This is a genomic window from Arthrobacter sp. C152 (assembly GCF_054890965.1).
Window position 1 is genome coordinate 71,998 of sequence record NZ_JBTZSU010000015.1, and the last position, 21,095, is coordinate 93,092.

General features: G+C 66.2%; 17 protein-coding genes. 10 read left to right on the forward strand and 7 right to left on the reverse strand.

The annotated features are described in order from the left end of the window. Positions 1-49: 49 nt before the first annotated feature. The 7 genes from ACYSM9_RS12365 to ACYSM9_RS12395 form a co-directional block, all read right to left on the reverse strand. On the reverse strand, positions 50-1,390 hold the full coding sequence (locus ACYSM9_RS12365) for a right-handed parallel beta-helix repeat-containing protein (RefSeq protein ID WP_461857256.1): 1,341 nt from the start codon (positions 1,388-1,390) through the stop codon (positions 50-52). 23 nt (positions 1,391-1,413) lie between these two features. Beyond that, positions 1,414-2,361 carry a carbohydrate kinase family protein gene (locus ACYSM9_RS12370; RefSeq protein WP_461857257.1) on the reverse strand — a complete coding sequence of 316 codons (948 nt, stop codon included), beginning with the start codon at positions 2,359-2,361 and terminating at the stop codon, positions 1,414-1,416. Positions 2,362-2,372: 11 nt separating this feature from the next. After that, positions 2,373-3,941, reverse strand: a complete 1,569-nt coding sequence (locus ACYSM9_RS12375; RefSeq protein ID WP_461857258.1) for a glycoside hydrolase family 32 protein — start codon at positions 3,939-3,941, stop codon at positions 2,373-2,375. A 41-nt stretch (positions 3,942-3,982) separates the two neighbouring features. Then, positions 3,983-5,026, reverse strand: coding sequence for a LacI family DNA-binding transcriptional regulator (locus ACYSM9_RS12380; RefSeq protein WP_461857259.1), 1,044 nt, complete (start codon positions 5,024-5,026; stop codon positions 3,983-3,985). A gap of 65 nt (positions 5,027-5,091) precedes the next feature. After that, positions 5,092-6,042, reverse strand: a complete 951-nt coding sequence (locus ACYSM9_RS12385; protein WP_461857260.1) for a carbohydrate ABC transporter permease — start codon at positions 6,040-6,042, stop codon at positions 5,092-5,094. Beyond that, a complete protein-coding gene (locus ACYSM9_RS12390) occupies positions 6,042-6,929 on the reverse strand; it encodes a carbohydrate ABC transporter permease (protein ID WP_461857261.1) in 888 nt (295 codons plus the stop codon). The genes ACYSM9_RS12385 and ACYSM9_RS12390 overlap by 1 nt, the downstream gene beginning before the upstream one ends. Before the next feature lie 80 nt (positions 6,930-7,009). After that, on the reverse strand, positions 7,010-8,290 hold the full coding sequence (locus ACYSM9_RS12395; protein ID WP_461857262.1) for an ABC transporter substrate-binding protein: 1,281 nt from the start codon (positions 8,288-8,290) through the stop codon (positions 7,010-7,012). A gap of 554 nt (positions 8,291-8,844) precedes the next feature. Between ACYSM9_RS12395 and ACYSM9_RS12400 the strand changes: the two genes are divergently transcribed. The 10 genes from ACYSM9_RS12400 (at position 8,845) to ACYSM9_RS12445 (ending at position 21,017) form a co-directional block, all read left to right on the forward strand. Next, on the forward strand, positions 8,845-10,050 hold the full coding sequence (locus tag ACYSM9_RS12400) for a NosD domain-containing protein (protein ID WP_461857263.1): 1,206 nt from the start codon (positions 8,845-8,847) through the stop codon (positions 10,048-10,050). 38 nt (positions 10,051-10,088) lie between these two features. Beyond that, positions 10,089-12,674, forward strand: coding sequence for a GH32 C-terminal domain-containing protein (locus tag ACYSM9_RS12405; protein ID WP_461857264.1), 2,586 nt, complete (start codon positions 10,089-10,091; stop codon positions 12,672-12,674). A gap of 255 nt (positions 12,675-12,929) precedes the next feature. Further along, the gene (locus ACYSM9_RS12410) at positions 12,930-13,730 is read left to right on the forward strand and encodes a hydroxypyruvate isomerase family protein (RefSeq protein ID WP_461857265.1); all 801 of its coding nucleotides are present in this window, start codon (positions 12,930-12,932) and stop codon (positions 13,728-13,730) included. A 30-nt stretch (positions 13,731-13,760) separates the two neighbouring features. Continuing rightward, entirely contained in the window at positions 13,761-14,639 is an 879-nt protein-coding gene (locus ACYSM9_RS12415; RefSeq protein ID WP_461857266.1) for a 2-hydroxy-3-oxopropionate reductase, read from the forward strand. A 167-nt stretch (positions 14,640-14,806) separates the two neighbouring features. Beyond that, positions 14,807-16,597 (forward strand): glyoxylate carboligase, encoded by a 1,791-nt coding sequence (gcl, locus tag ACYSM9_RS12420; RefSeq protein WP_461857267.1) that lies wholly within the window; start codon positions 14,807-14,809, stop codon positions 16,595-16,597. Positions 16,598-16,599: 2 nt separating this feature from the next. Next, positions 16,600-17,793, forward strand: a complete 1,194-nt coding sequence (locus tag ACYSM9_RS12425; protein ID WP_461857268.1) for a glycerate kinase — start codon at positions 16,600-16,602, stop codon at positions 17,791-17,793. Continuing rightward, positions 17,786-19,129 carry an allantoinase AllB gene (allB, locus tag ACYSM9_RS12430; RefSeq protein ID WP_461857269.1) on the forward strand — a complete coding sequence of 448 codons (1,344 nt, stop codon included), beginning with the start codon at positions 17,786-17,788 and terminating at the stop codon, positions 19,127-19,129. Before ACYSM9_RS12425 ends, allB begins: the two co-directional genes overlap by 8 nt. An 8-nt stretch (positions 19,130-19,137) precedes the next feature. After that, on the forward strand, positions 19,138-19,794 hold the full coding sequence (locus tag ACYSM9_RS12435; protein ID WP_461857270.1) for a winged helix-turn-helix domain-containing protein: 657 nt from the start codon (positions 19,138-19,140) through the stop codon (positions 19,792-19,794). 80 nt (positions 19,795-19,874) lie between these two features. Continuing rightward, a complete protein-coding gene (gene bcp / locus ACYSM9_RS12440; protein WP_461857271.1) occupies positions 19,875-20,354 on the forward strand; it encodes a thioredoxin-dependent thiol peroxidase in 480 nt (159 codons plus the stop codon). A gap of 90 nt (positions 20,355-20,444) precedes the next feature. Further along, positions 20,445-21,017: a GNAT family N-acetyltransferase gene (locus ACYSM9_RS12445; protein WP_461857272.1), complete on the forward strand. Its 573-nt coding sequence runs from the start codon at positions 20,445-20,447 to the stop codon at positions 21,015-21,017. Positions 21,018-21,095: the final 78 nt, after the last annotated feature.

Sequence of the window (21,095 nt, forward strand, 5' to 3'; positions counted from 1 at the left end):
CGTTGCAGAAGGTCCCCGGTGCGTTGGCCGCACCGGGGACCCCTGCGCGTTATCCCCCGATTGCGGGGGTGGCCCTCACCGCATTGGCGGTCCGGTCCGCGATAACCTGCGCTTCGGTGCCCGAATCAAGGATCGTGTTCCGTGCCGATCCGGAGTCGACCATGACGGCCGTAACACCGAGCGCGTCCGACGCTCCGGTGGCCAGCAGGGCATCCACCTGTGCCGAGTAGCAGGAGTCGCTGGAGGTGGCGTGCACGTCCAGCGCCACCACATGGTTGTTGGAGACGAAGTTGCCGGCACCCGTGCCCAGGCGGATGATGACCGGTGTGGCGCCCTCCGGCCGGATGGACTGCGCATCGATGACCTCGGAGAAGTGGTTGCCGATGACCGAGTTGTTGTCTCCGTTGACTGCAAGGAGCCCCGCGAGGTCGTCCACGCCGTTGTCGATCCCCAGGAACGGCGTCCAAGGCTCGTGGTCCCGCAGGAAGTGGTTGGTGGCCACGAGGTTTTCCGAACTGTTCGCCGCGAGGACCACCATTCCGGGATAGAACGAATGCAGGCGGTTGTTGGTGACGCTTGAGCGGGTGACTCCGTGGAGGTGGACGCTGCTCGCGCCGCGGGGGAAGACATTGTTCGCGGTGATCAGCAGGCCGCCGTGGTTCTCGGCATAGATCGAGTGGCCCTTGAAGCCCGCGCCCACCAGGTTGTTGGTGATCTTGGACGCCTGGCCCCATCCGCGCAGCCCGATGCAGCTGCCGCATTCGGCGATGAAGTTGTCGTGGACGGACAGTGCGTCCGCGTGGTAGATGGTGAGGGCGTTTTCCAGGTAGACGAACCCCATGCCGTTCACGCGGAATGAGTCGTTGGCGCTCGCCACGTAGATGCCGGTCTTGCCGTTGACGTAGGTGTTCTCCGGATGCAGTCCCGAGCCGTCCGCGGTGAAGTGCATGCCGTCGATGCAGAAGTTGGAGAACTCCACCGAGCTGATCCTCGGGTCGCCGCTGCGTTCAATGTAGAAAGCGGCTCCCTTGGACGCTTCCGCGGCAGGATCCACCGGAAGGTCCACGAGGACGCGGCTGCCGCCGGGCCAAATCTCGTGCAGGCCGGGCCATTCGTCTTCGGGGACGTTGAACCGGATGCTCGAGGACGTGAAGCCATGGCCCGAGCCCTCGATCCGGAGGAAGCTGATGTCGATCAGCACCTGGGTGCGAAGGTGGTAGTCCCCCGGCGGAAGGTAGATCACGGCGCCCGGTTTTCCGCCGCTGTCCGCATTGGTGGCGGTCTGCCGGTCCTTGATGTCGGCGATGATGCTGTTGATGACTTCGCCGACGTCCTTGAAGGCATTGCCGACGGGCCACGCAGTCACGTCGTAGTAGTTGTTGCTCGACATAGGTTCTTCCCCTTGGTGTTGTGTCATTGTGCCACCGCCTGGTGCTCCGGGAGATCTTCCTGCAGTTCCTCCAGCGTGGGTGGATGGGCGCCGGGGCGGCGTACCGTGATGGCCGCGGCCTTGGATGCCATGCGGCCCAGCGACTCCAGCACTGAGGGTGCCAGCCCGTCCGCCCCGCGCATCAGGAGCCCGTAGATCAGGGCAGACATGTACGAGTCCCCGGCCCCGATGGTGTCGGCAACGGTGGACCTGACCGGGGGAACTGCCACCCGCGCGCCCTCCGTCGTAAGCAGGGAACCGTCCGCTCCCAGGGTGACGGCGACAAGCCCGGCCCCCAAGCCGAGGATACGTCGGGAGACTTCGTCCGGGGACAGCCGCGGATAAAGCCACCGGGCATCCTCGTCGCTGAGTTTGACCACCTCCGTGAACTGGACCAGCTCCTCGAAGATGGTTCTCGCCTCATGCTGGCTGCCGAGCAGGGCGGGGCGGATGTTGGGGTCGTAGGTGACCATGCAGCGCTCATGCGATTGCGCCAGGAGTTCCCGGACAACGGCCGCACCCGGCGCCAGGAAGGTGGCGATCGAGCCGGTGTGCAGGATCCTTGGCAGCGTGGCCGGCGCGATCCCGGGGAGGTCCCACCGGATGTCGAAGTCGTAGTGGGCTGAGCCGTCGGAGGCCAGGACAGCAGTAGCCGTGGCAGTTCCGCCACGGACGCGGGAGCCGGGCAGGAGGCGGACGCCGGCGCTGTGGAGGTGCCTCTCGATGGCGGCGGCATGGTGGTCGTCGCCTATCGAGGTCAGCAATGCGGTGTCGGCGCCGAGCCGTCCGAGCCCGTAGGCCACGTTTGCCGGCGATCCGCCGGGGTGCTCCACAGTGCCCTGGGGAGAGACGACGATGTCCACGAGGGCTTCGCCGACGACAACCACGTCAGCGGGTATCAGGCCGGCGTCGGTGTGCTGCGGTGTTGGCATGGTGGGACCTTTCAGGTGAGTGATGAGACCGCGAGCTTCAGCACGCTTGCCGGGCCGCCTACGGCGGACAGCCAGTTTTCCTGGTTTCCGGTGTCGGGGAAGATGAGGTCGGTCAGGACCACCAGGCCACCCTGCGCGAAGACTTCCACCGAGCAATGGTCGACGACGATCTGCAGCGTGAGCACGCCGTCCTCAAGGACCAGCGGGGCTGACTCGGCCGAGGGGAACTTCCCGTGGAAGCCGGTGTCTCCCGACTGCCGGCGGTCAAGGGTGAGTTTGGCGGTGGCCGGGTCGTAGCTGAGGACCGCCCCCGTGGCGCCGTCGCTGCTTCCGAAGAGCCGGAACTCGACACGGCCGGCGGTTCCGGGCAGGATCTCCGCCTCGATGACCTGTGCCCTGCCTGGTACGGCGTCCGGCAGCCTGAGCGCCGAGTTGTCCAGCACCACGTCAGTGGTGCAGTCTGTGGACCCCTCACTTGCCGGATCCACGGCCAGGAGCGGCCGCTGAACGAGCCGGGCCGAACCGTTGACCGCTGCGAGGCGCACTTCCCGGGCGAGGGTCATGGAGGACCGCCACGGGTGCGTCGGCAACTGGTTGGCGTAGTCCCAGTTGTTCATCCACCCGATGATGATGCGCCGCCCGTCCGGGGCGTTGCTGAAGGATACGGAGGCGTAGCAGTCGCGTCCCCAGTCCAGCCACAGGCATTCCTGCAGGGCCGCCGCGGCCGCCGGCGTATCGCCGAGGGCACTCACCCCGCCCGGCACCGGAAGCGAGCAGGCGTCCGGGACGAACCGGACGCCGTCGAAATGCCCCACGAAGTACTGGCCGCCGGAACCGCCGGCCACCGCGCCGGGGTTGACGTTGACAATCAGCACCCACTTGGTGTTGTCCGGGTCCCCGTCCACCGGCAGGGGGAAGAGGTCCGGGCACTCCCATTCGCCGGCATCGGCGTTGGCGGGACCGAAATCGGACAGGAACTGCCAGGCCTTGAGGTCTTCCGAACGGTAGAAGACCACTTTCTGCTGCACCGCCTCGACGGCGACCATGATCCAGCAGGCCCCGTTGTCCCCTTCGTAGCGGAAAACTTTGGGGTCGCGGAAGTTCGCTGAATTCCTGGTGAGGACGGGGTTGCCGGCGTATTTCCGCCACGTCATCCCGCCGTCCGTGCTGTAGGCCAGGGACTGGGCCTGCGTGCCGCCGTGGTCGGTTCCGGACTTGAAGGCACTGGTGTAGACGGCGACGAGGGCCGGTGCGCCGTCCATGCCGAAACCGGAGGTGTTGCCGTGGTCCACCACGATGCTCCCGGAGAAGACGTCCTCCACTTCGTCGCAAGCGATGGCAACGGGATGTTCGGTCCAGTGCAGCAGGTCGCGGGACGTGGCATGGCCCCAGGACATATTGCCCCAGACGTTGCCGAACGGGTTGTTCTGGAAGAAGAGGTGGTAGAGGCCGTCGTGGAAGACCAGGCCGTTGGGATCGTTCAGCCAGGTATCCCGTGCCGTGAAGTGGATGGCAGGCCGGTATCCGGAGGTCTCCCCGGGGTCTGTTTCCGGGCGTGCGGCATCAAGGCAACTGGACATGTCGGGCGGGTCCTTTGTGGGAAGTGTCGGTGGGCTGGCTGCTATGGCCGGGGAGCCGCGACGGATTCGCGGCGCACGAGGGGGCAGTCCAGGATGGTCGGGTGAAGTGCCATGAGGGTGAGGTCGGTTTTGCCCTCCACGGCGTCAATCAGGTGCTCGGTGGCCCAGGCACCCATTTCGTAGTGCGGCAGGGCAACGGTGGTGAGGCCCGGTTGCAGGTTGGCGGCAATCAGTTCCTGGTCGTCGAATCCCACCACGGACAGGTCGGTGGGGATGGCAAGCCCCAGCTCCGCTGCCGCGCGGTAGGCACCCATCGCCATGCGGTCGTTGTAGCAGAACAGTGCCGTCGGCCGGTCCTCGCGTGAGAGCATCCGCAGTGCCGCCGCATAGCCGCCCTGCACCTCGGACGCCTCTGCCTCGACAGGCGCGGAGGCGCCGTCGAGCCCTGCTTCGTTCAGCGTGGCCCGGAAGGCATGAAGCCGCTGGTGGGTGGCCGGGACGTCGTCGGTGTTGTTGAGGTATCCCACCCGGGTGTGGCCCGCGTCGAGGAGCGCGCGCACGGCGGTCCGTGCACCGCCTTCCTCGTCCGGAATCACGGCGGTGATGTTTCCGCCCAGGGCAACGGAGTCAACCAGGACGGAGGGAACGTTGCCCAGGTTGCCGGGCAGCTCCACGTTGCGGTGGTACATGGTGGCGTAGAGGATGCCGTCCACCCGGCGCTCCAGGAGGGCCTCGACGTCGGCCTGCCGGGATTCGAGGCTGGCCGATCCCGAGGTGTTGATGATCATGAGGTTGTAGCCGCGGGCTTTGGCTGCTTCGTCGGCGCCGAGGATGATCCGGCCGGCGTGGGGCGTGGTGGCGATATCCTCGCTGACCAGCCCCAGCATCCCGGTCCTCTGCGTCCGCAGCGCCTGGGCGAGGCGGTTGGGTCCGTAGCCCAGCTGCTCCGCGACGGTCCTGACCTTGTCCCTGGTCTTGGGGCTGATCCGGGCGTAGGAGACCTCGTTCAGGACATGGGAGACAGTGGTCACAGAGACGCCGGCCGCAACGGCCACGTCCTTGATGTTGATGTTCTTGTTGCTCATCTGTCTCCCACGTCCTTATGGTCGGTGATGCCCCTGGGGTTACCAGTAGGCTACTCGTTGGTTGTCTAACCCTTGACGGCGCCGAGCGTCATGCCGGCAACGATCTTGCGCTGCAGGAGCAGCGTGAGGAGGATGACCGGGATGGAGTAGACGGCGGCCAGCGCTGTCATGGATCCCCAGTCCAGGCCGAACTGGGTCTGGAAGTTCGCGATCACCACGGGGGTGGTCTGCGAACGGATTGCGGTCATCAGGAGGGCGAACAGGAATTCGTTCCACGAGGCCAGGAAGGCGAAGATCGCGGTCACGGCGATGCCGCCGGAAACCACCGGGATCACCACCCGCCACAGGGCTCCGAGCCTGCTGCAGCCATCCACCGTCGCGGCTTCTTCCAGGTCTTTCGGCACCGCTTCGAAGAAGCTGGACATCAGCCAGATCGACAGCGGAAGCGAGATGGTGGTGTGGGCGATGGCGAGGGCGATCGGCGTGTCGGCCAGGCCCATCGACGCCATCATGGACGCCAGCGGGATGCCGATGGCCACCGGCGGCACCATCCGGGTGACCAGCGCGGCCATGATGAAGATGCGGCCGCTGAGGGTCTTGTAACGCGTGATTCCGTAGGCGGCAGGTACTGCCAGCACCAGGGAGAGGACGGTGCTGATGACTGCCGTCTGGATGCTGTTGATAAAGGAGGCTGGCACCCCGCTGCGGCCCAGCGCATTGGCGTAATTTTCCAGCGTCCACTCCCTGGGCAGGATCGTCGGCGGGACCGCGATGGTGTCGATGGGGGTCTTGAAGGACGTGAACAGCAGGTACAGGAACGGGAAGCCGTACAGCACCATGGCCGCTGCGAGCAGGGTCCACAGCAGGGTGCGGGTGCCGCGCCGGCCGGCTTCCAGGCCTTCGCGGTTGACGCCGCGACGTTTGCGGGGACGGGCGACGGCGGATCCCGCGGCAGGTGCCGCGGCCGCCTTGGCCGGGGTGCCGGCGTCGTGCCTGGTTCTTTCGGCGACGCGCATCAGTTGTCCTTTCCTGGCCGCCAGATGGTGGCCACCGCGAAGAATGCGACGGCGAGCATCGCCAGCAGGTAGATGGTGCCCATGGCGCTGGCCAGCCCGGGATCGCCGAAGCGGATCATGGTGCGGTATATCAGCAGGCTCATGGTTTCCGAGGCGGACTGCGGGCCGCCGTTGGTCTGGATGAGGATGGTGTCGAAGGCCCTGGCCGCGTCGATGCCGCGGACCACCAGGGCAACGGCGATGACGGGGCGCAGCAGCGGCAGGATGATGCGGAACAGCAGGGCGGGTGCCCGTGCGCCGTCCAGCCGGGCCGCCTCGATGAGGTCCCCCGGGATGTTCTGCAGCCCGGCGAAGAGCACCAGGCACATGAACGAGGTGGTCAGCCAGATGTCCGGGATGGCCACCGAGAAGAGCACGATCTTGGGGTCGGACAGCCAGCCGATCTGGTTGGGATTGGACAGGATGCCCGCCTGGTGCAGGAGGGTCCCGATGAGGCCGAAGTTGTCGATCATCAGGAACTTCCAGAGCAGGCCCGCCACGATCGGCGCGATCATCAGCGGGTACATGAACACGGTCCGCCAGATCTGGGAGCTCTTGCCCAGCATGGTGAACAGCAGCGCCATGCCCAGGCCGAGCGCGAACTCGAGCGTCACCACCACGAGGGTGTAGGCGAGGGTCCGCCAGCCGGCGCCGGTGAAGGCTTCGGAGGCGAAGGCCCGGAAGTAGTTGTCCAGGCCCACGAAGTCGCGGGGTCCGCCGGCGATCGGCGAAATCTTGAAGAAGCTGTCCGCCACCAGGCGGAACAGCGGGAAGGCCACAAACACTGCCAGGAACAGCGCCGCTGGTGTCATCAGGAACAATGCGAAGCGGCGATCGGAGATACGCACGGTTTTCTCTTCCGCTGGTTGGGGCCGCGGCCGGCACCGCGCTTGCGGTGCCGCATCGGCAGGTGCCGGCCGCGGTGGTCTTACTTGAGGAGGGCCTCGATCTGCTTCTTGGCGTCAGCGAGGAGGGTGGCGGAGTCACCGCCGGCCACGGCCTTCTGCAGCATGGGCACCAGGACGGTGTCCACGATCTGCTGCCACTTTTCGGTGGCCGGGCGGGTGGCGGTGGCCTTGCCGTTGAGGGTTTCGATCAGCGGCTTGAAGCTCTCGTAGCCGGGCTGGTCCTGGTACTTCTGGAAGGCCGAGATGCGGGCGGCCAGGCCCAGGCTGGATTCGATGCCCTTGTCGTTGTAGTCGTAGGCGCACTTGACGAACTTCTTGGCGGCCTCGGCGTTCTTGGTGGCCTTGGGGACGGTGAGGTACCAAGGCCCGGGGACGCCGCCGACGCCGGCGGAGCCGGCGATCATCGGGGCCGCTCCGACCTTGCCTGCCACGGCGGAGTCCTTGGGAATCTGGCGGTAGGCGTGGGCCCAGAAGCGGGTCATCGCCGTCTTGCCCTGGTTGAAGAGGTTCTGTGCGGCGGCCCAGTCCACCTGCGCGGCACCGGACGGGGCGTCCTTGACCAGGCTGGTGTAGAAGTCCAGGGCTTCCTTGTGGGCGGCGTTGTCGATGACCGCGTTGTTCTTGGCATCCAGGACCATGGGCGAGCCTGCCTGCAGGACGTGGGCCAGCCATTCCGTTTCCACGCCGCCCTTGACGTCCGTGCCGTACATGCCGTCCTTGGTGAAGAACTCTGAAATGTCCTGGTACTGCTTCCACGTGGTGGGCGCTGCGAGCGCGTAGCCGTACTTGGCCTGGAAGTCGGCCTTGTTCTTGGCGTCCTCGAAGAGGTCCTTGCGGTAGAGGATGATTTCGGCGTTGGTCCACGCGGGCATGCCGATGAAGTGGCCGTCAACGTTGGCTTCCTTGACCAGGGCCGGGAAGATGTCCTTTTTGGCCTCATCGGTGAAGAGCTCGTCGATGGGCTGGACGGCGTCCTTGAAGCTGGGCAGCCAGACGGAGTCCAGGGCGGCCACGTCGAAGGAGACGTTGCCGGAGGAGAATTCGCTGGAGAGCCGGTTGAACATGCCGTCGTAGGGCAGTTCGACAAAGTTGACGTCGACGCCGGTGTCTTTCTTGCACTGTTCGGCTACACCGGTGAGCTCGGCGTGGCCGCCGGCTTCGACCAGGACGTTGACGGTGCTGGTGCCGGCGCTTCCCGACGTGGCGGCCGGGCCCCCTGCGCCGCATGCTGAGGCGGTCAACGCGACGGCGGTGCAGATGCCGCCGATGGCGAGCCGGTTGATGATTTTACGAGTGGACATCGCTGTCGACTCACTTTCTCTCGAACGGAAGGGTGAGAATGATCCGGGGTGAAAAATCGTTTTGCCAAAACGACTTGGCAACAAGATAGGCCCTGGCCGCTCGGAGTGTCAAGCGTCACTCGGATGCGAATTCCGACTATTGACGCGTTGGGCCCAAACGCCCTAACGTGATGCGCAGCCACACGATAAATCGTTTTGGCATGTTTGGCACTTCAGCCCTCGATTGACGCTTCCGCACCAGGCCTTCCACAGGTCCGGGCCTTCCTGCGGCCTCAAACAAAGGAGTTTCCGTGCAAGCCCACACGTACCAACCAGACCGCAGGGCAGTCCTTCGGGCAGGAGCGGCCTCACTGGCAGCCCTCACCGCCACGCTCTGCGCAGCCAATACTGCCGGCGCAGCAAGTGGCCACGTTGAGAATGGCCAGCAGCCGCCCCTGGAAAGGGAGGTTCCCCAGGCTTCGGGCCACCGGCACCTCATTGGTGTTCTTTAACCGGCCCTCGGCCCGTTTCACCGATCAGCTACGCATTCCCACAACGAGGTAGGAGCATCAGCCTTGACCACTGTTTACGACGTCACCACCTGGCCCGTCCCAGGAAACCCTTCAGCCACTCCCTACAACGACATCGGGCTCATCATCAACAGCATCATTGCCGATGTGAAGTCCCAGCAGACCAACCAGGCCTCCAAGCCAGGCGCCGTCGTCTATATTCCGCCAGGCGACTATTCGCTCAAGACCCGCGTCAATGTGGACATCAGTTTCCTGACCGTCCGGGGGTCCGGCCATGGGTTCACCTCCAGCAGCATCCGCTACAACGCCGGCAACACCTCCAGCTGGTACGAGATCAATCCCGGTGGCAGCCGAGTCCGGGTCGAAAATACAGACGGTAACGCCGAGGCGTTCCGCGTCTTCCGCACGGGCGACCCCCGGCTGAGTTCCGTCGTGTTTCAGAATTTCTGCCTGGACGGCGTCTCGTTCGGCTCCAACCAGAACTCCTACGTCAACGGAAAGACCGGGATCCGGTTCGACTCTGCGAATGATTCCTGCCGGGTCGAGGGCATGGGAATGGTCTACCTGGAGCATGGACTGGTGGTGCGGGACGCCGACGCCCTGAGCGTAAGCGGCAACTTCCTTGCCGAGTGTGGCAGCTGCGTGGAATTGACGGGTTCCGGCCAGGCCTCCAAGGTAACGGACAACCTGATTGGCGCGGGGTACGTGGGCTTCTCCATCTTCGCAGAAGGGCACATGGGACTGCTGGTCGGCAGCAACAATGTCTTCCCCCGGGGAAAGAGCAGTGTGCACTTTAAAAACTGCACGCGCTCATCCATTACCGCCAACAGGTTCCACGCCTTCTATCCGGGCATGGTCAACTTTGAGGGCAGCTGCACCGAGAACCTGCTGGGCGCCAACCACTTCCTGCGCCAGATTGAACCGTTTGACCCGCTGAAGCCCTACAACAACGGGCTGGATGACCTCTTCGGGCTTGTCCACCTGGCAGGCAGCGGCAATACGGTCACCGGAAACCACTTCTCCTTCGACGTACCTGCGGCATCGGTGAGTCCCGCCGGGCAGGCGCCCACCATCATCCTGGTGGCAGCCGGCTCCAACAACTACATCGCGGCGAACAACACCATCGCATCCGTGGCCGCAAAGACCGTCATTCTGGATGGTTCCACCACCGGCACCAAGGTGCTGGACAGCGGCACAGCCGCCGAATTCGTGTCCTACACGGGCTCGTATTCGTTCCGGCCCACACCCTGATCCAGCCCGACCGGAGGCACCAGAGACAGGAATCAACGATGATCAGTCGCATGAGGCCGGGTCGGGTGATGGCGGCGGCGGCAGTGCTGGCCGCGTCGGCGCTCGCCCTGGCGCCCATCCCGGCCAGGGCCACCGACCCGGACCCCGCCGCCCAGCAATACCGGCCGTACCTGCATTACACCCCGCGGCAAAACTGGATGAACGACCCCAATGGGCTGGTGTACTACAAAGGCGTGTACCACATGTACTACCAGTACAACCCCCTGGGAACCACGTGGGGAAACATGAGCTGGGGGCATGCCACCTCCACCGACCTGCTCCACTGGCAGGAGCAGCCGCTGGCGATTCCGCAGACCTTCAACGCATCCGGCCAGGCCATTGAAGACATCTTCTCCGGCTCCGTTGTGGTGGACGCCCAAAACACCAGCGGGTTTGGCAGCCTGCAGAATCCACCGCTGGTGGCGATGTACACCAGCAACTTCACCGGTGCCCACCCCACACTGGCCGGAAAACAGGCGCAATCGCTCGCCTACAGTCTCGACGACGGACAGACCTGGACCAAGTACTCCGGCAACCCGGTCCTGAACCGGAACACCAGCGACTTCCGGGACCCCAAGGTGTTCCGGTACGAGGGGCCGGCCGGTTCCTACTGGGTGATGGCGGCGGTGGAGGCCAATGAGCACCGGGTGCTGTTCTACAAAAGCGCGGACCTGAAGACCTGGGACTACCTGGACGACTTCCAACCGGCCAACGCCACGGGCGGGCAGTGGGAATGCCCCGACCTGTACCCGCTGGCCGTTGACGGAGACCCCGGCAACATCAAGTGGGTGCTGGTGGTGAACATCAATCCTGGCGCCGTGGCCGGCGGCAGCGGCGGCCAGTACTTTGTCGGCTCGTTCAACGGGACAACGTTCAGCTCCGAATCCACCGACCCGGTGGATGTGCCGCCCCCGGGCACGTCTCTTGCCGGCTTTAATAGCGGCAGCTACGACGGCTGGACCGTTCAGAACGATCCGGCCAACCCGTCCGGGCCTTGGGGAACGGAACCTGCCTCCGGAACGCTGCCGGGTCAGCAGACGGTGTCGGGTGCCATCGGCGCGGGGTTCGTAAACGGGTTCCGGGGCGGCGACCAGCCTGTGGGTACGTTGGAGTCCGCGCCGTTCAGTATCAGCCGGGACTACATCAATTTCCTGGCCGGTGGTGGAAACCATCCCCGGCTGCCCGGCGAACAGGCGGGCAACCAGCCCCCGCCCGGCTATCTGCTGTTTGACGGCTTTGATTATCCCGGCACCCTTACCGACGCCGGCTGGCAGCTCACGGGAGATTTCGAGGCTTCCCGCAATCCGTCCGGCACGGGCGGCGAATTCGCCATCGGCAAGAGAATCAACACGTTTGAAGGCGGCCCGAAGGCAGATGACAACACCGGCACCATCACCTCGCCGGAGTTCTACCTCACCAACACCAACATCGGGTTCCTGCTGGGAGGCGGCAACCGCAGCGATGGCCAACTCCAGGTGGAACTCCTGGTTGGCGGTGTCCCGGTGCGCAGCGCCACGGGCAGCGATTCCGGGGACCTGAACTGGAAAAACTGGGACGTGTCGCAGTTCTTTGGCCAGGCCGCCAGGATCCGGGTCGTGGATAACGCCACGGGACCATGGGGTCACCTCACATTGGACAACATGGTTATCGGCTCCGAACCTGCCAAGCCACGAAGCAGCGAAACCACCGTCAACCTGGTGGTGAACGGCCAGATAGTAGGGACGGTGACAGGCTCCGATTCCGAGCACCTGGACTGGAAATCCTGGGATGTCAGTGAATTCAAAGGCAGCCAGGCCACCCTACGGGTCGTGGACAACAATCGCGGCGGTTGGGGGCACATACTGGCCGATGAATTTATTGCCTCGGACACCAGCAGGCTTGAACAGTACGACTGGCTGGACTGGGGCAGGGACTACTACGCCGCCGTCTCCTTCGGCAATGTGCCGGACGGCAAGCGGATCATGCTGGGCTGGATGAACAACTGGGACTACGGGCAGTCAACTCCCACCACCACCTGGCGCGGCACCATGGCACTCCCCCGGGAGGTAACTCTTACACAGACCGGCCAGGGGCCGCGGCTGCGGCAAAAAGTTGTAGCCCAGGCCGACGCCCTGAAGAATTCGGCGGCCGCCTACTCCACGGCGCAGGCCCAGGACATCCGGCCGGGCACAACGAGCCTCCCAGTGTCCGGCGATGTGGTCCAGATAGATGCCGAGTTCTCCCCTGGCACCGCCTCATCCTTTGGGCTCAACGTCCTGGGCAGCGGAACCCAGGCCACCCGGGTGGGCTACTCCGTGCCCGCCGCCCGGGCCTTCATCGACAGGACCAACTCCGGAACCACCGGGTTCCACCCTGCCTTCCCGTCCGTGGACGACGTCCCCGTGCAACTCATCAATGGCAGGCTTCACCTCCGGCTCTACGTTGACCGGGCTTCGGTCGAAGTTTTTGCACAGGACGGCCTGGCGACACTGACTGACGAGGTGTTCCCGGCAGCAGGTGCCAGCGCCCTTTCGGTCTTCGCAGAAGGCGGAACCGCCAGACTCGAAAGCCTCTCGGTCACACCCCTCAGCAACGCAATGTGGTAGCCCCAGCAGGCGGGTGAGCGATCAAAACCGCAATGGGTCCCGTGCGCAGAAGCGCACGGGACCCCTTGTCCTTTAACCCAACGCCGGTACAGCCTGACACCTACTGTTGCACCGCCCCGCCCTCCCCTTGACTCCCCAGCACCACATTCCCTACACTTTTCATAAAGCAGAATCTAAATTCCACAAAGCGGAAACGGTCGAGATCCCGGAAGCAAGGGAAGATAGATCAAAGCCCCTCCCTCGGAAGGACCTACGATGACGTACACAGTGAACTGCTCCATCCTCCTCACGGAGCTGCCCCTGCTCGAGCGCCCCGCCGCAGCCAAGGCGGCAGGCTTCGATGCCGTCGAGTTCTGGTGGCCCTTCGAAACCTCCGTCCCCGCAGACAGCGAAGTCACCAGGTTCGAGAACGCCATCAAGGACGCCGGCGTCCAGCTCACCGGCCTGAACTTCAACGCCGGCAACATGCCCGGCGGCGATCGCGGCCTGGTCTCCTGGACGGGGCGCGAGGCCGAGTTCAAGGACAACATCGACGTTGTGGCCGGCATCGGCGAGCGCCTGGGCTGCAAGGCCTTCAACGCCCTCTACGGCAACCGGCAGGACGATTCCACCCCCGAACAACAGGACGAACTGGCTGCCAGGAACCTGGCGGCGGCTGCCGAGGGCGTCGCCCGCATCGGCGGCACCGTCCTCCTCGAACCCGTCAGCGGCGCACCCAAGTACCCGCTCCTGACCGCCGACGACGCACTCAAGGTCATCGCCCGCGTCAAGGAGGAGGCCGGCGTCGGCAACATCAAGCTCCTCGCCGACTTCTACCACCTGGCAGTCAACGGCGACGACGTCGCAGCCGTCATCGAAAACCACGCCAAGGACTTCGGCCACATCCAGATCGCCGACAACCCCGGCCGCGGCGCCCCCGGCACCGGCACCCTCCCGCTCGGCGAATGGATCGCCCGCAGCCGCGAACTCGGCTACGAGGGCTACATCGGCCTCGAATACAAGGAACCGCAGGAGACGGCCTTCAGCTGGGCCATCCGCGAACGCGTCGCCAAGTAACCACCAAAGACTTCAGAAAGAAGAACCATCATGAGCAACGTTGCAGTCATCGGCCTCGGAATCATGGGCCTGCCCATGGCCATCAACCTGGTCAAGGCCGGCCACACCGTCACCGGCTTCAACCGCAGCCAGGACAAGATCGACAAGCTCGTCTCCGAAGGCGGCAAGGGCGCCTCCAGCATCGCGGACGCCGTCAAGGACGCCGACGTCGTCATCACCATGGTGCCGGACTCCCCCGACGTTGAGGCCGTAGTCAGCGGCAAGGACGGCGTCTTCGCCAACGCCAAGCAGGGCACCCTGTGGATCGACGCCTCCAGCATCCGCCCCGACGTCGCGGTCCGCCTGGCAGAAGAAGCCAAGGCCGCCGGCATCCGCCCGCTCGACGCCCCGGTCTCCGGCGGCGAACAGGGCGCCATCGACGCCGTCCTGTCCATCATGGTCGGCGGCGACAAGGCAGACTTCGACGACGCCCAGGACGTCCTGAACGCCGTCGGCAAGACCATCGTCCACGTCGGCCCCTCCGGCTCCGGCCAGACCGTCAAGGCAGCCAACCAGCTGATCGTCGCCGTCAACATCGAGGTCCTCGGCGAGGCCATCGCCTTCCTCGAGGCTTACGGGGTGGACACCGACGCCGCCCTCAAGGTCCTCGGCGGCGGCCTGGCCGGCTCCAAGGTCCTCGACCAGAAGGGCCAGAAGATGCTGGACCGCAACTTCGACCCCGGCTTCCGCCTCGCCCTGCACCACAAGGACTTGGGCATCGTCACCTCCGCCGCCCGCGAAGCCAACGTCGCCATCCCGCTCGGCGCCGTCGTCGCCCAGCTCGTCGCCGCCACCGTCAACCAGGGCGACGGCGCACTGGACCACTCCGGACTCTTCAAGCAGGTCCTGCAGCTCAGCGGCAGGAAGTAGCGCACAGCCAGTACCGGTGATTGAGCTTGTCGAAATCCAGGTTTCGACAAGCTCAACCAACAAACTTCGAAAGCCCTGATCCAAGGGGCCTTCCTTCAGCACACCCAAAAACAGGTTTCGACAGGCTCAACCACCGGGCCGAACCACAAGCTTTCAAGGAGCACCCCATGAGCAAGATGCGTACCGTTGATGCAGCGGTGGCCATCCTGGAAAAGGAAGGCGCCACCGAGGCGTTCGGCCTGCCAGGCGCGGCCATCAACCCCTTCTACTCCGCCATGCGCGCCCACGGCGGCATCCGGCACACGCTGGCCCGCCACGTTGAAGGCGCCAGCCACATGGCCGACGGCTACTCCCGCGCCAAGGACGGCAACATCGGCATCTGCATCGGCACCTCCGGTCCCGCCGGCACCGACATGATCACCGGCCTCTACGCCGCCTGGGCAGACTCGATCCCCATGCTCTGCATCACCGGCCAGGCGCCGGTGGCCAAGCTGCACAAGGAAGACTTCCAGGCCGTGGACATCGAGTCCATCGCCAAGCCCGTCACCAAGTTCGCCATGACTATCCTGGAGCCCGGCCAGGTTCCCGGCGCCTTCCAGAAGGCCTTCCAGGTGATGCGCTCCGGCCGCCCCGGCCCCGTGCTGCTGGACCTGCCCATCGACGTGCAGATGGCGGAAATCGAATTCGATATCGACGCCTACGAGCCCCTGCCGGTCGAGAAGCCCAAGGCCTCCCGCAAGCAGCTGGACAAGGCCCTGGACATGCTCCTGGCCGCCAAGCACCCGCTGATCGTGGCCGGCGGCGGCATCATCAACGCCGGCGCCTCCGCCCAGCTGGTGGAACTGGCCGAGACCCTGAACGTGCCGGTCATCCCCACCCTGATGGGCTGGGGCACCATCCCGGACGACCACCAGCTCATGGCCGGCATGGTGGGCCTGCAGACCTCCCACCGCTACGGCAACGAGAACTACCTGCAGAGCGACTTCGTGATCGGCATCGGCAACCGCTGGGCCAACCGCCACACCGGCGGCCTGGAAACCTACACCGCCGGCCGCAAGTTCGTGCACATCGACATCGAGCCCACGCAGATCGGCCGCGTGTTCTCCCCGGACCTGGGCATCGCGTCCGACGCCGGCGCAGCGCTGGCCGGGCTGGTTGAGCTCGCCAAGGAGCGGGCTGCTGCCGGGTCCCTGCCGGACTACAGCGCCTGGGTTGCCGAGTGCCAGGACCGCAAGGCCTCCCTGCACCGCAAGACCCACTTCGAGAACATCCCCATCAAGCCGCAGCGCGTGTACGAGGAGATGAACAAGTCCTTCGGCCGCGACACCACCTACGTGTCCACCATCGGCCTGTCGCAGATTGCCGGCGCGCAGATGCTGCACGTGTTCGGCCCGCGCAAGTGGATCAACGCCGGCCAGGCAGGCCCGCTGGGCTGGACCGCCCCGGCCGCCCTCGGCGTCGCCCGCTCCAACCCGGACCAGACCGTGGTGGCCCTCTCCGGCGACTACGACTTCCAGTTCATGATCGAGGAACTGGCCGTGGGCGCGCAGTTCAACCTGCCGTACATCCACGTGGTGGTGAACAACTCCTACCTGGGCCTGATCCGCCAGTCCCAGCGCGGATTCAACATGGAACAGAACGTGTCCCTGGCGTTCGAAAACATCAACAGCGCGCACCTGTCCGAGGACACCCGCGGCTACGGCGTGGACCACCTCAAGGTGGCCGAAGGCCTGGGCTGCAAGGCCGTCCGCGTCGAGGACCCCAACGACCTGGCCGCCGCGTTCGACAAGGCCAAGGCCCTGATGGGCGAGTTCCAGGTTCCCGTGGTGGTGGAAGTGATCCTGGAAAAGGTCACCAACATCTCCATGGGCGTGGAAATCAACGCCGTGAACGAGTTCGAGGAACTCGCCGAAACCGCAGCCGACGCCCCCACCGCCATCCTGGCACTGCAGGGCTAACCATGCGGATCGTGATTGCCCCGGACAAGTTCAAGGGATCGCTGTCCGCCCCGGAGGTGTGCGCCCATCTTGAGCGGGGCCTGCAGCGCGCGGCGGGCAGCAACCTGGACGTCGTCCGGATTCCGGTGGCCGACGGCGGCGAGGGCACCCTCGACGCCGCCGTCGGCTCCGGCTTCACCCGCCGCACGGCAACGGTCACCGGCCCCACCGGCGAGCCGGTCGACGCCGACTTCGCCGTCCGGGGGCACGAAGCCGTCATCGAGATGGCCACGGCGTCCGGGCTGGCGCTGGTCCCCCGGGTACAGGGCGGCCGGCCGGACCGCGCCGCAGCCACCACGGCCACCAGCCTGGGCACCGGCCAGCTCATCCGGGCAGCGCTCGACGCCGGCTGCCGGCGGATCGTGCTCGGCGTCGGGGGCAGTGCCAATACCGACGGCGGCGCGGGGCTCCTGCAGGGACTTGGCGCCAGGTTCCTGGACAGCAGGAACAACGAACTTCCACCCGGCGGGGCTGCGCTGGCCAACCTGCACAGCATCGATTTCACCCACTTCGAACCCCGCCTCGTGGATACACGCTTCGTGCTGGCATCCGACGTCGACAACCCCCTGCTGGGCGCCCAGGGCGCCGCGGCGGTTTTCGGCCCGCAAAAGGGTGCCACACCACAAGACGTCGGCATGCTCGACGCCGCCCTGGCCAGGTTTGTCGAAGTCCTGGCCAGGGAAATCGGATTCCGCGCCGTCAAGGCCGCCGAGGCTCCCGGAGCCGGAGCAGCCGGCGGCGTGGGCTACGCCGCCATCGCCGTCCTGGCCGCAACTCGGCGGCCGGGCATCGACGTCGTCCTCGAATTCACCGGGCTGGCCGAACGCCTTGCCGGCGCGGACCTGGTGGTTACCGGCGAAGGCAGCCTGGACGAGCAAAGCCTGCTCGGCAAGACGCCCATGGGCGTCGCCCGGGCCGCCGCGGGCCAGGGCGTTCCCGTCATCGCCGTGTGCGGCCGCACCACCCTGGAACGAAGCCAGGCGGCGGCCGCAGGATTCGAAGCCGTTTACGCTTTGACCGAACTCGAAAGCGATGTAAACAGGTGCATATCAGAGGCTGGACAGCTTCTGCAGCAGCTGGGCACCCAGATCAGCGAACGGCTGGCGGCCGGAAGGCCTTCCAGTCCTGCAAGTACCAAGGAGGACCTCCGTGTCTGAAGAACGTTTTGACCTGGTCATCCGGGGCCAGCGCATCCTGACCACCGCCGGCATCGCCCCGCGCGAGGTGGGTGTCCGCAACGGCAGGATCGTCGCCATCGAGCCGCTGGGCAACGGCCTGGCCGGCGCCGAAGTCATCGAACTCGCCGACGACGAGACCCTGCTTCCCGGCCTGGTGGACACCCATGTCCATGTCAACGAACCGGGCCGCACCGAGTGGGAAGGCTTCGCCTCCGCCACCCGCGCCGCGGCAGCCGGCGGCGTCACCACCATCATCGATATGCCGCTGAACTCCGTCCCGCCCACCACCACCGTGGAAAACCTCAAGCTCAAGCGCGAGGTGGCCGAGGACCAGGCGTTCATCGACGTCGGGTTCTGGGGCGGCGCCATCCCCGGCAACAAGGCCGACCTCCGCCCCCTGCACGACGAGGGCGTCTTCGGTTTCAAGTGCTTCCTGCTGCACTCCGGCGTGGATGAGTTCCCGCACCTGGACGCGGACGAGATGGAAGAGGACATGGCCGAGCTGAAGTCCTTCGACTCGCTCATGATCGTCCACGCCGAGGACTCGCACGCCATCGACCGCGCCCCGCACCCCGGCGGCGACCACTACTCCACGTTCCTGGCCTCCCGCCCCCGCGGCGCCGAGAACAAGGCCATCGCGGAGGTCATCGAACGGGCCCGCTGGACCGGCGCGCGTGCGCACATCCTGCACCTGTCGTCGTCGGACGCACTGCCCATGATCGCCTCCGCAAAGCGCGACGGCGTTAAGCTCACCGTGGAAACGTGCCCGCACTACCTGACGCTGATGGCGGAGGAAATCCCGGACGGCGCCACAGCCTACAAGTGCTGCCCGCCCATCCGCGAGGCCTCCAACCGGGAACTGCTGTGGCAGGGCCTGCTGGACGGCACCATCGACTGCATCGTCTCCGACCACTCCCCCTCCACCCTGGACCTGAAGGACCTCGAGAACGGCGACTTCGCCGTCGCCTGGGGTGGCGTCTCCTCGCTGCAGCTTGGCCTGTCCCTGATCTGGAGCGAGGCGCGGCAGCGCGGCATCCCGCTCGAGCAGGTGGTGTCCTGGATGGCGGAAAAGCCGGCCAACCTGGCCCGCCTCACCAACAAGGGCCAGCTGGCGCTGGGCTACGACGCCGACTTCGCCGTCTTCGCCCCGGACGAGGCCTTCGTGGTGGACGTCTCCAAGCTCAAGCACAAGAACCCCATCACCCCGTATGACGGCAAGACCCTCGCGGGCGTGGTCCGCAAGACCTTCCTGCGCGGCGCCGTGGTGGACGGCCAGACCCCCACGGGCAGGCTGATCCGCCGCGGCGGCGTCTAGGACGCGCCATGGCAGTGGAAGCCCACCATCCCAGGGGGGCGTACCGCGGTCCGGTTCCTGCCAAGCGCGCAGCCGCGCGGGGACTGGCCCTGTGGGTGGTCCCGGCCGAAGGAACCAGCCCCGAGATCCTGCGCCACGCTGCCCAAATGGTCCTCGCCAGGGCCCTGCAGACTGCTCCGGAGGCGGAAGTCCACTGGCCTGCCGCCGGAGCCCCCACGTCCGTGGCCTCCGCGGGTACGCCGGAAACCGCAGCTGACTCCTCTCCGGTTCCCGGCGCCGCGGAGGACCACGGCGAAACCCAGTCCGACAGCGGCCCCCACCTGCCGCCGTCGGCTGGCCCCGTCAGCACCATGGCCGTGGACCTGGCCGCCGAGATGGTCCTGCTCGACGGCCAGCCGGTGCCCCTCACCGGGGTCGAATACAAGGTGCTCCGCTACCTGGTGACCCACCTGTCCCGCACCGTGGCCCGCGAGGAACTGCAGCAGTTCCTGGAGTCGCTGGACTTCCCCGGCGCAACGGCCCGGGCCATCGACGTGTACGTCGGCAGGATCCGGCGCAAGCTGGGGAACGCCCGCCACGCGGTGGCCACCGTGCGCGGCGGCGGCTACCAGTTTGTGCCCGGCCCGCACGCGGCCGTTCGGGGACCGGCGGAATACTGCATATGACGGCCGAGTTGTATGTCTAAGCGGCAACCCGCTTCACTAGATGTTTGGCCATCACTGACCGAGTCTTTCAAAGGAACGCCATGAGCCCCACCCTGACCACCAAACTCCAGCCCGGCACCCCGGCTCCTGAGTTCACCCTCCGGGACGCCCAGGGCCGGGAAACCTCCTTGGCCGATTTCCGCGGCAAGAACGTCATCGTGTACTTCTACCCGAAGGCCGCCACTCCCGGCTGCACCACCGAGGCCTGCGACTTCCGCGACAGCCTCGCATCGCTGCAGGGCAAGGGCTACGAAGTCGTGGGCATCTCCCCCGACGCCCCCGAGGCCCTTTCCGGCTTCACCGGGGACTTCTCCCTGACCTTCCCGCTGCTCTCCGACCCGGACCACTCCGTGGCCCTGGCCTACGGCGCTTGGGGCGAAAAGCTCGTCCACGGCGAAATCCACGAAGGGATCGTCCGCTCCACGGTTGTGGTGGACCCCGAAGGAAACGTCACCCTGGCCCAGTACCAGGTCCAGGCCGACGGCCACGTCGCCCGCCTCAAGGAAGCCCTGGGAATCTAGGACCCTCCTGCCTGCACCCCGGCGCCCCGGTTCACCTGAACCGGGGCGCCGGTGGAGCATCGGCCGGATTCCCGTGAGTAGGAGGGCAGCATGGCCATCGAGGTGCACCCGGCAACCAGTTTCGACGACGTCGCAACGATGGTGGGGCCAAAGCGGCCCGACGCCACCGTCTGCTGGTGCCTGAGCTACCGGATCCCTTCCAGCCAGAACGTGTCCCTGCGCGGGACGGAACGCGGGGAACTGGTGCGGCAGCTTGTGGCCCAGGATCCACCGCCCGGCGTTTTGGCGTACGACGGCGGCGAGGTAGTTGGGTGGGCAGCGGTCCACCCGCGCGCGGACACCAGCTTCGCGCGGAACCGCAGGATCCCGCACGTGGACGGGCAGGACGTGTGGTCAGTCTGGTGCTTGCGCGTCCGTCCCGGGCACCGCGGCCAGGGCATCTCGCACCACCTGCTTGCCGGCGCCGTTGACTTCGCCCGCTCCCAGGGCGCGCCGGCCATCGAGGGCTATCCCGTGGACAACGGCGGCAGCAAGGTGGATCTCACCATGGCCTACGTGGGCACCCGCAAGCTCTTCGAGGACGCCGGCTTCACCAAGGCCGCGGACACCGGGTCCGTGCTGAACGGTTTTCCCCGCGTGCTGATGCGGCTGGAATTACCGTAGCTCGTCGGCACACCACACCGCGGACCGGCTAGCGGTTCAGGGTCGCTGTCGCGCCGTGGTGGGAGAAAGTTGTTCCGG

Excerpts from the sequence above, each read along its gene's own strand:
- ACYSM9_RS12365 (WP_461857256.1), bottom strand. The coding sequence starts at position 1,390 with ATGTCGAGCAACAACTACTACGACGTGACTGCGTGGCCCGTCGGCAAT.
- ACYSM9_RS12370 (WP_461857257.1), bottom strand. The coding sequence starts at position 2,361 with ATGCCAACACCGCAGCACACCGACGCCGGCCTGATACCCGCTGACGTG.
- ACYSM9_RS12375 (WP_461857258.1), bottom strand. The coding sequence starts at position 3,941 with ATGTCCAGTTGCCTTGATGCCGCACGCCCGGAAACAGACCCCGGGGAG.
- ACYSM9_RS12380 (WP_461857259.1), bottom strand. The coding sequence starts at position 5,026 with ATGAGCAACAAGAACATCAACATCAAGGACGTGGCCGTTGCGGCCGGC.
- ACYSM9_RS12385 (WP_461857260.1), bottom strand. The coding sequence starts at position 6,042 with ATGCGCGTCGCCGAAAGAACCAGGCACGACGCCGGCACCCCGGCCAAG.
- ACYSM9_RS12395 (WP_461857262.1), bottom strand. The coding sequence starts at position 8,290 with ATGTCCACTCGTAAAATCATCAACCGGCTCGCCATCGGCGGCATCTGC.
- ACYSM9_RS12405 (WP_461857264.1), top strand. The coding sequence starts at position 10,089 with ATGATCAGTCGCATGAGGCCGGGTCGGGTGATGGCGGCGGCGGCAGTG.
- ACYSM9_RS12410 (WP_461857265.1), top strand. The coding sequence starts at position 12,930 with ATGACGTACACAGTGAACTGCTCCATCCTCCTCACGGAGCTGCCCCTG.
- ACYSM9_RS12415 (WP_461857266.1), top strand. The coding sequence starts at position 13,761 with ATGAGCAACGTTGCAGTCATCGGCCTCGGAATCATGGGCCTGCCCATG.
- gcl (WP_461857267.1), top strand. The coding sequence starts at position 14,807 with ATGAGCAAGATGCGTACCGTTGATGCAGCGGTGGCCATCCTGGAAAAG.
- ACYSM9_RS12425 (WP_461857268.1), top strand. The coding sequence starts at position 16,600 with ATGCGGATCGTGATTGCCCCGGACAAGTTCAAGGGATCGCTGTCCGCC.
- ACYSM9_RS12435 (WP_461857270.1), top strand. The coding sequence starts at position 19,138 with ATGGCAGTGGAAGCCCACCATCCCAGGGGGGCGTACCGCGGTCCGGTT.
- bcp (WP_461857271.1), top strand. The coding sequence starts at position 19,875 with ATGAGCCCCACCCTGACCACCAAACTCCAGCCCGGCACCCCGGCTCCT.
- ACYSM9_RS12445 (WP_461857272.1), top strand. The coding sequence starts at position 20,445 with ATGGCCATCGAGGTGCACCCGGCAACCAGTTTCGACGACGTCGCAACG.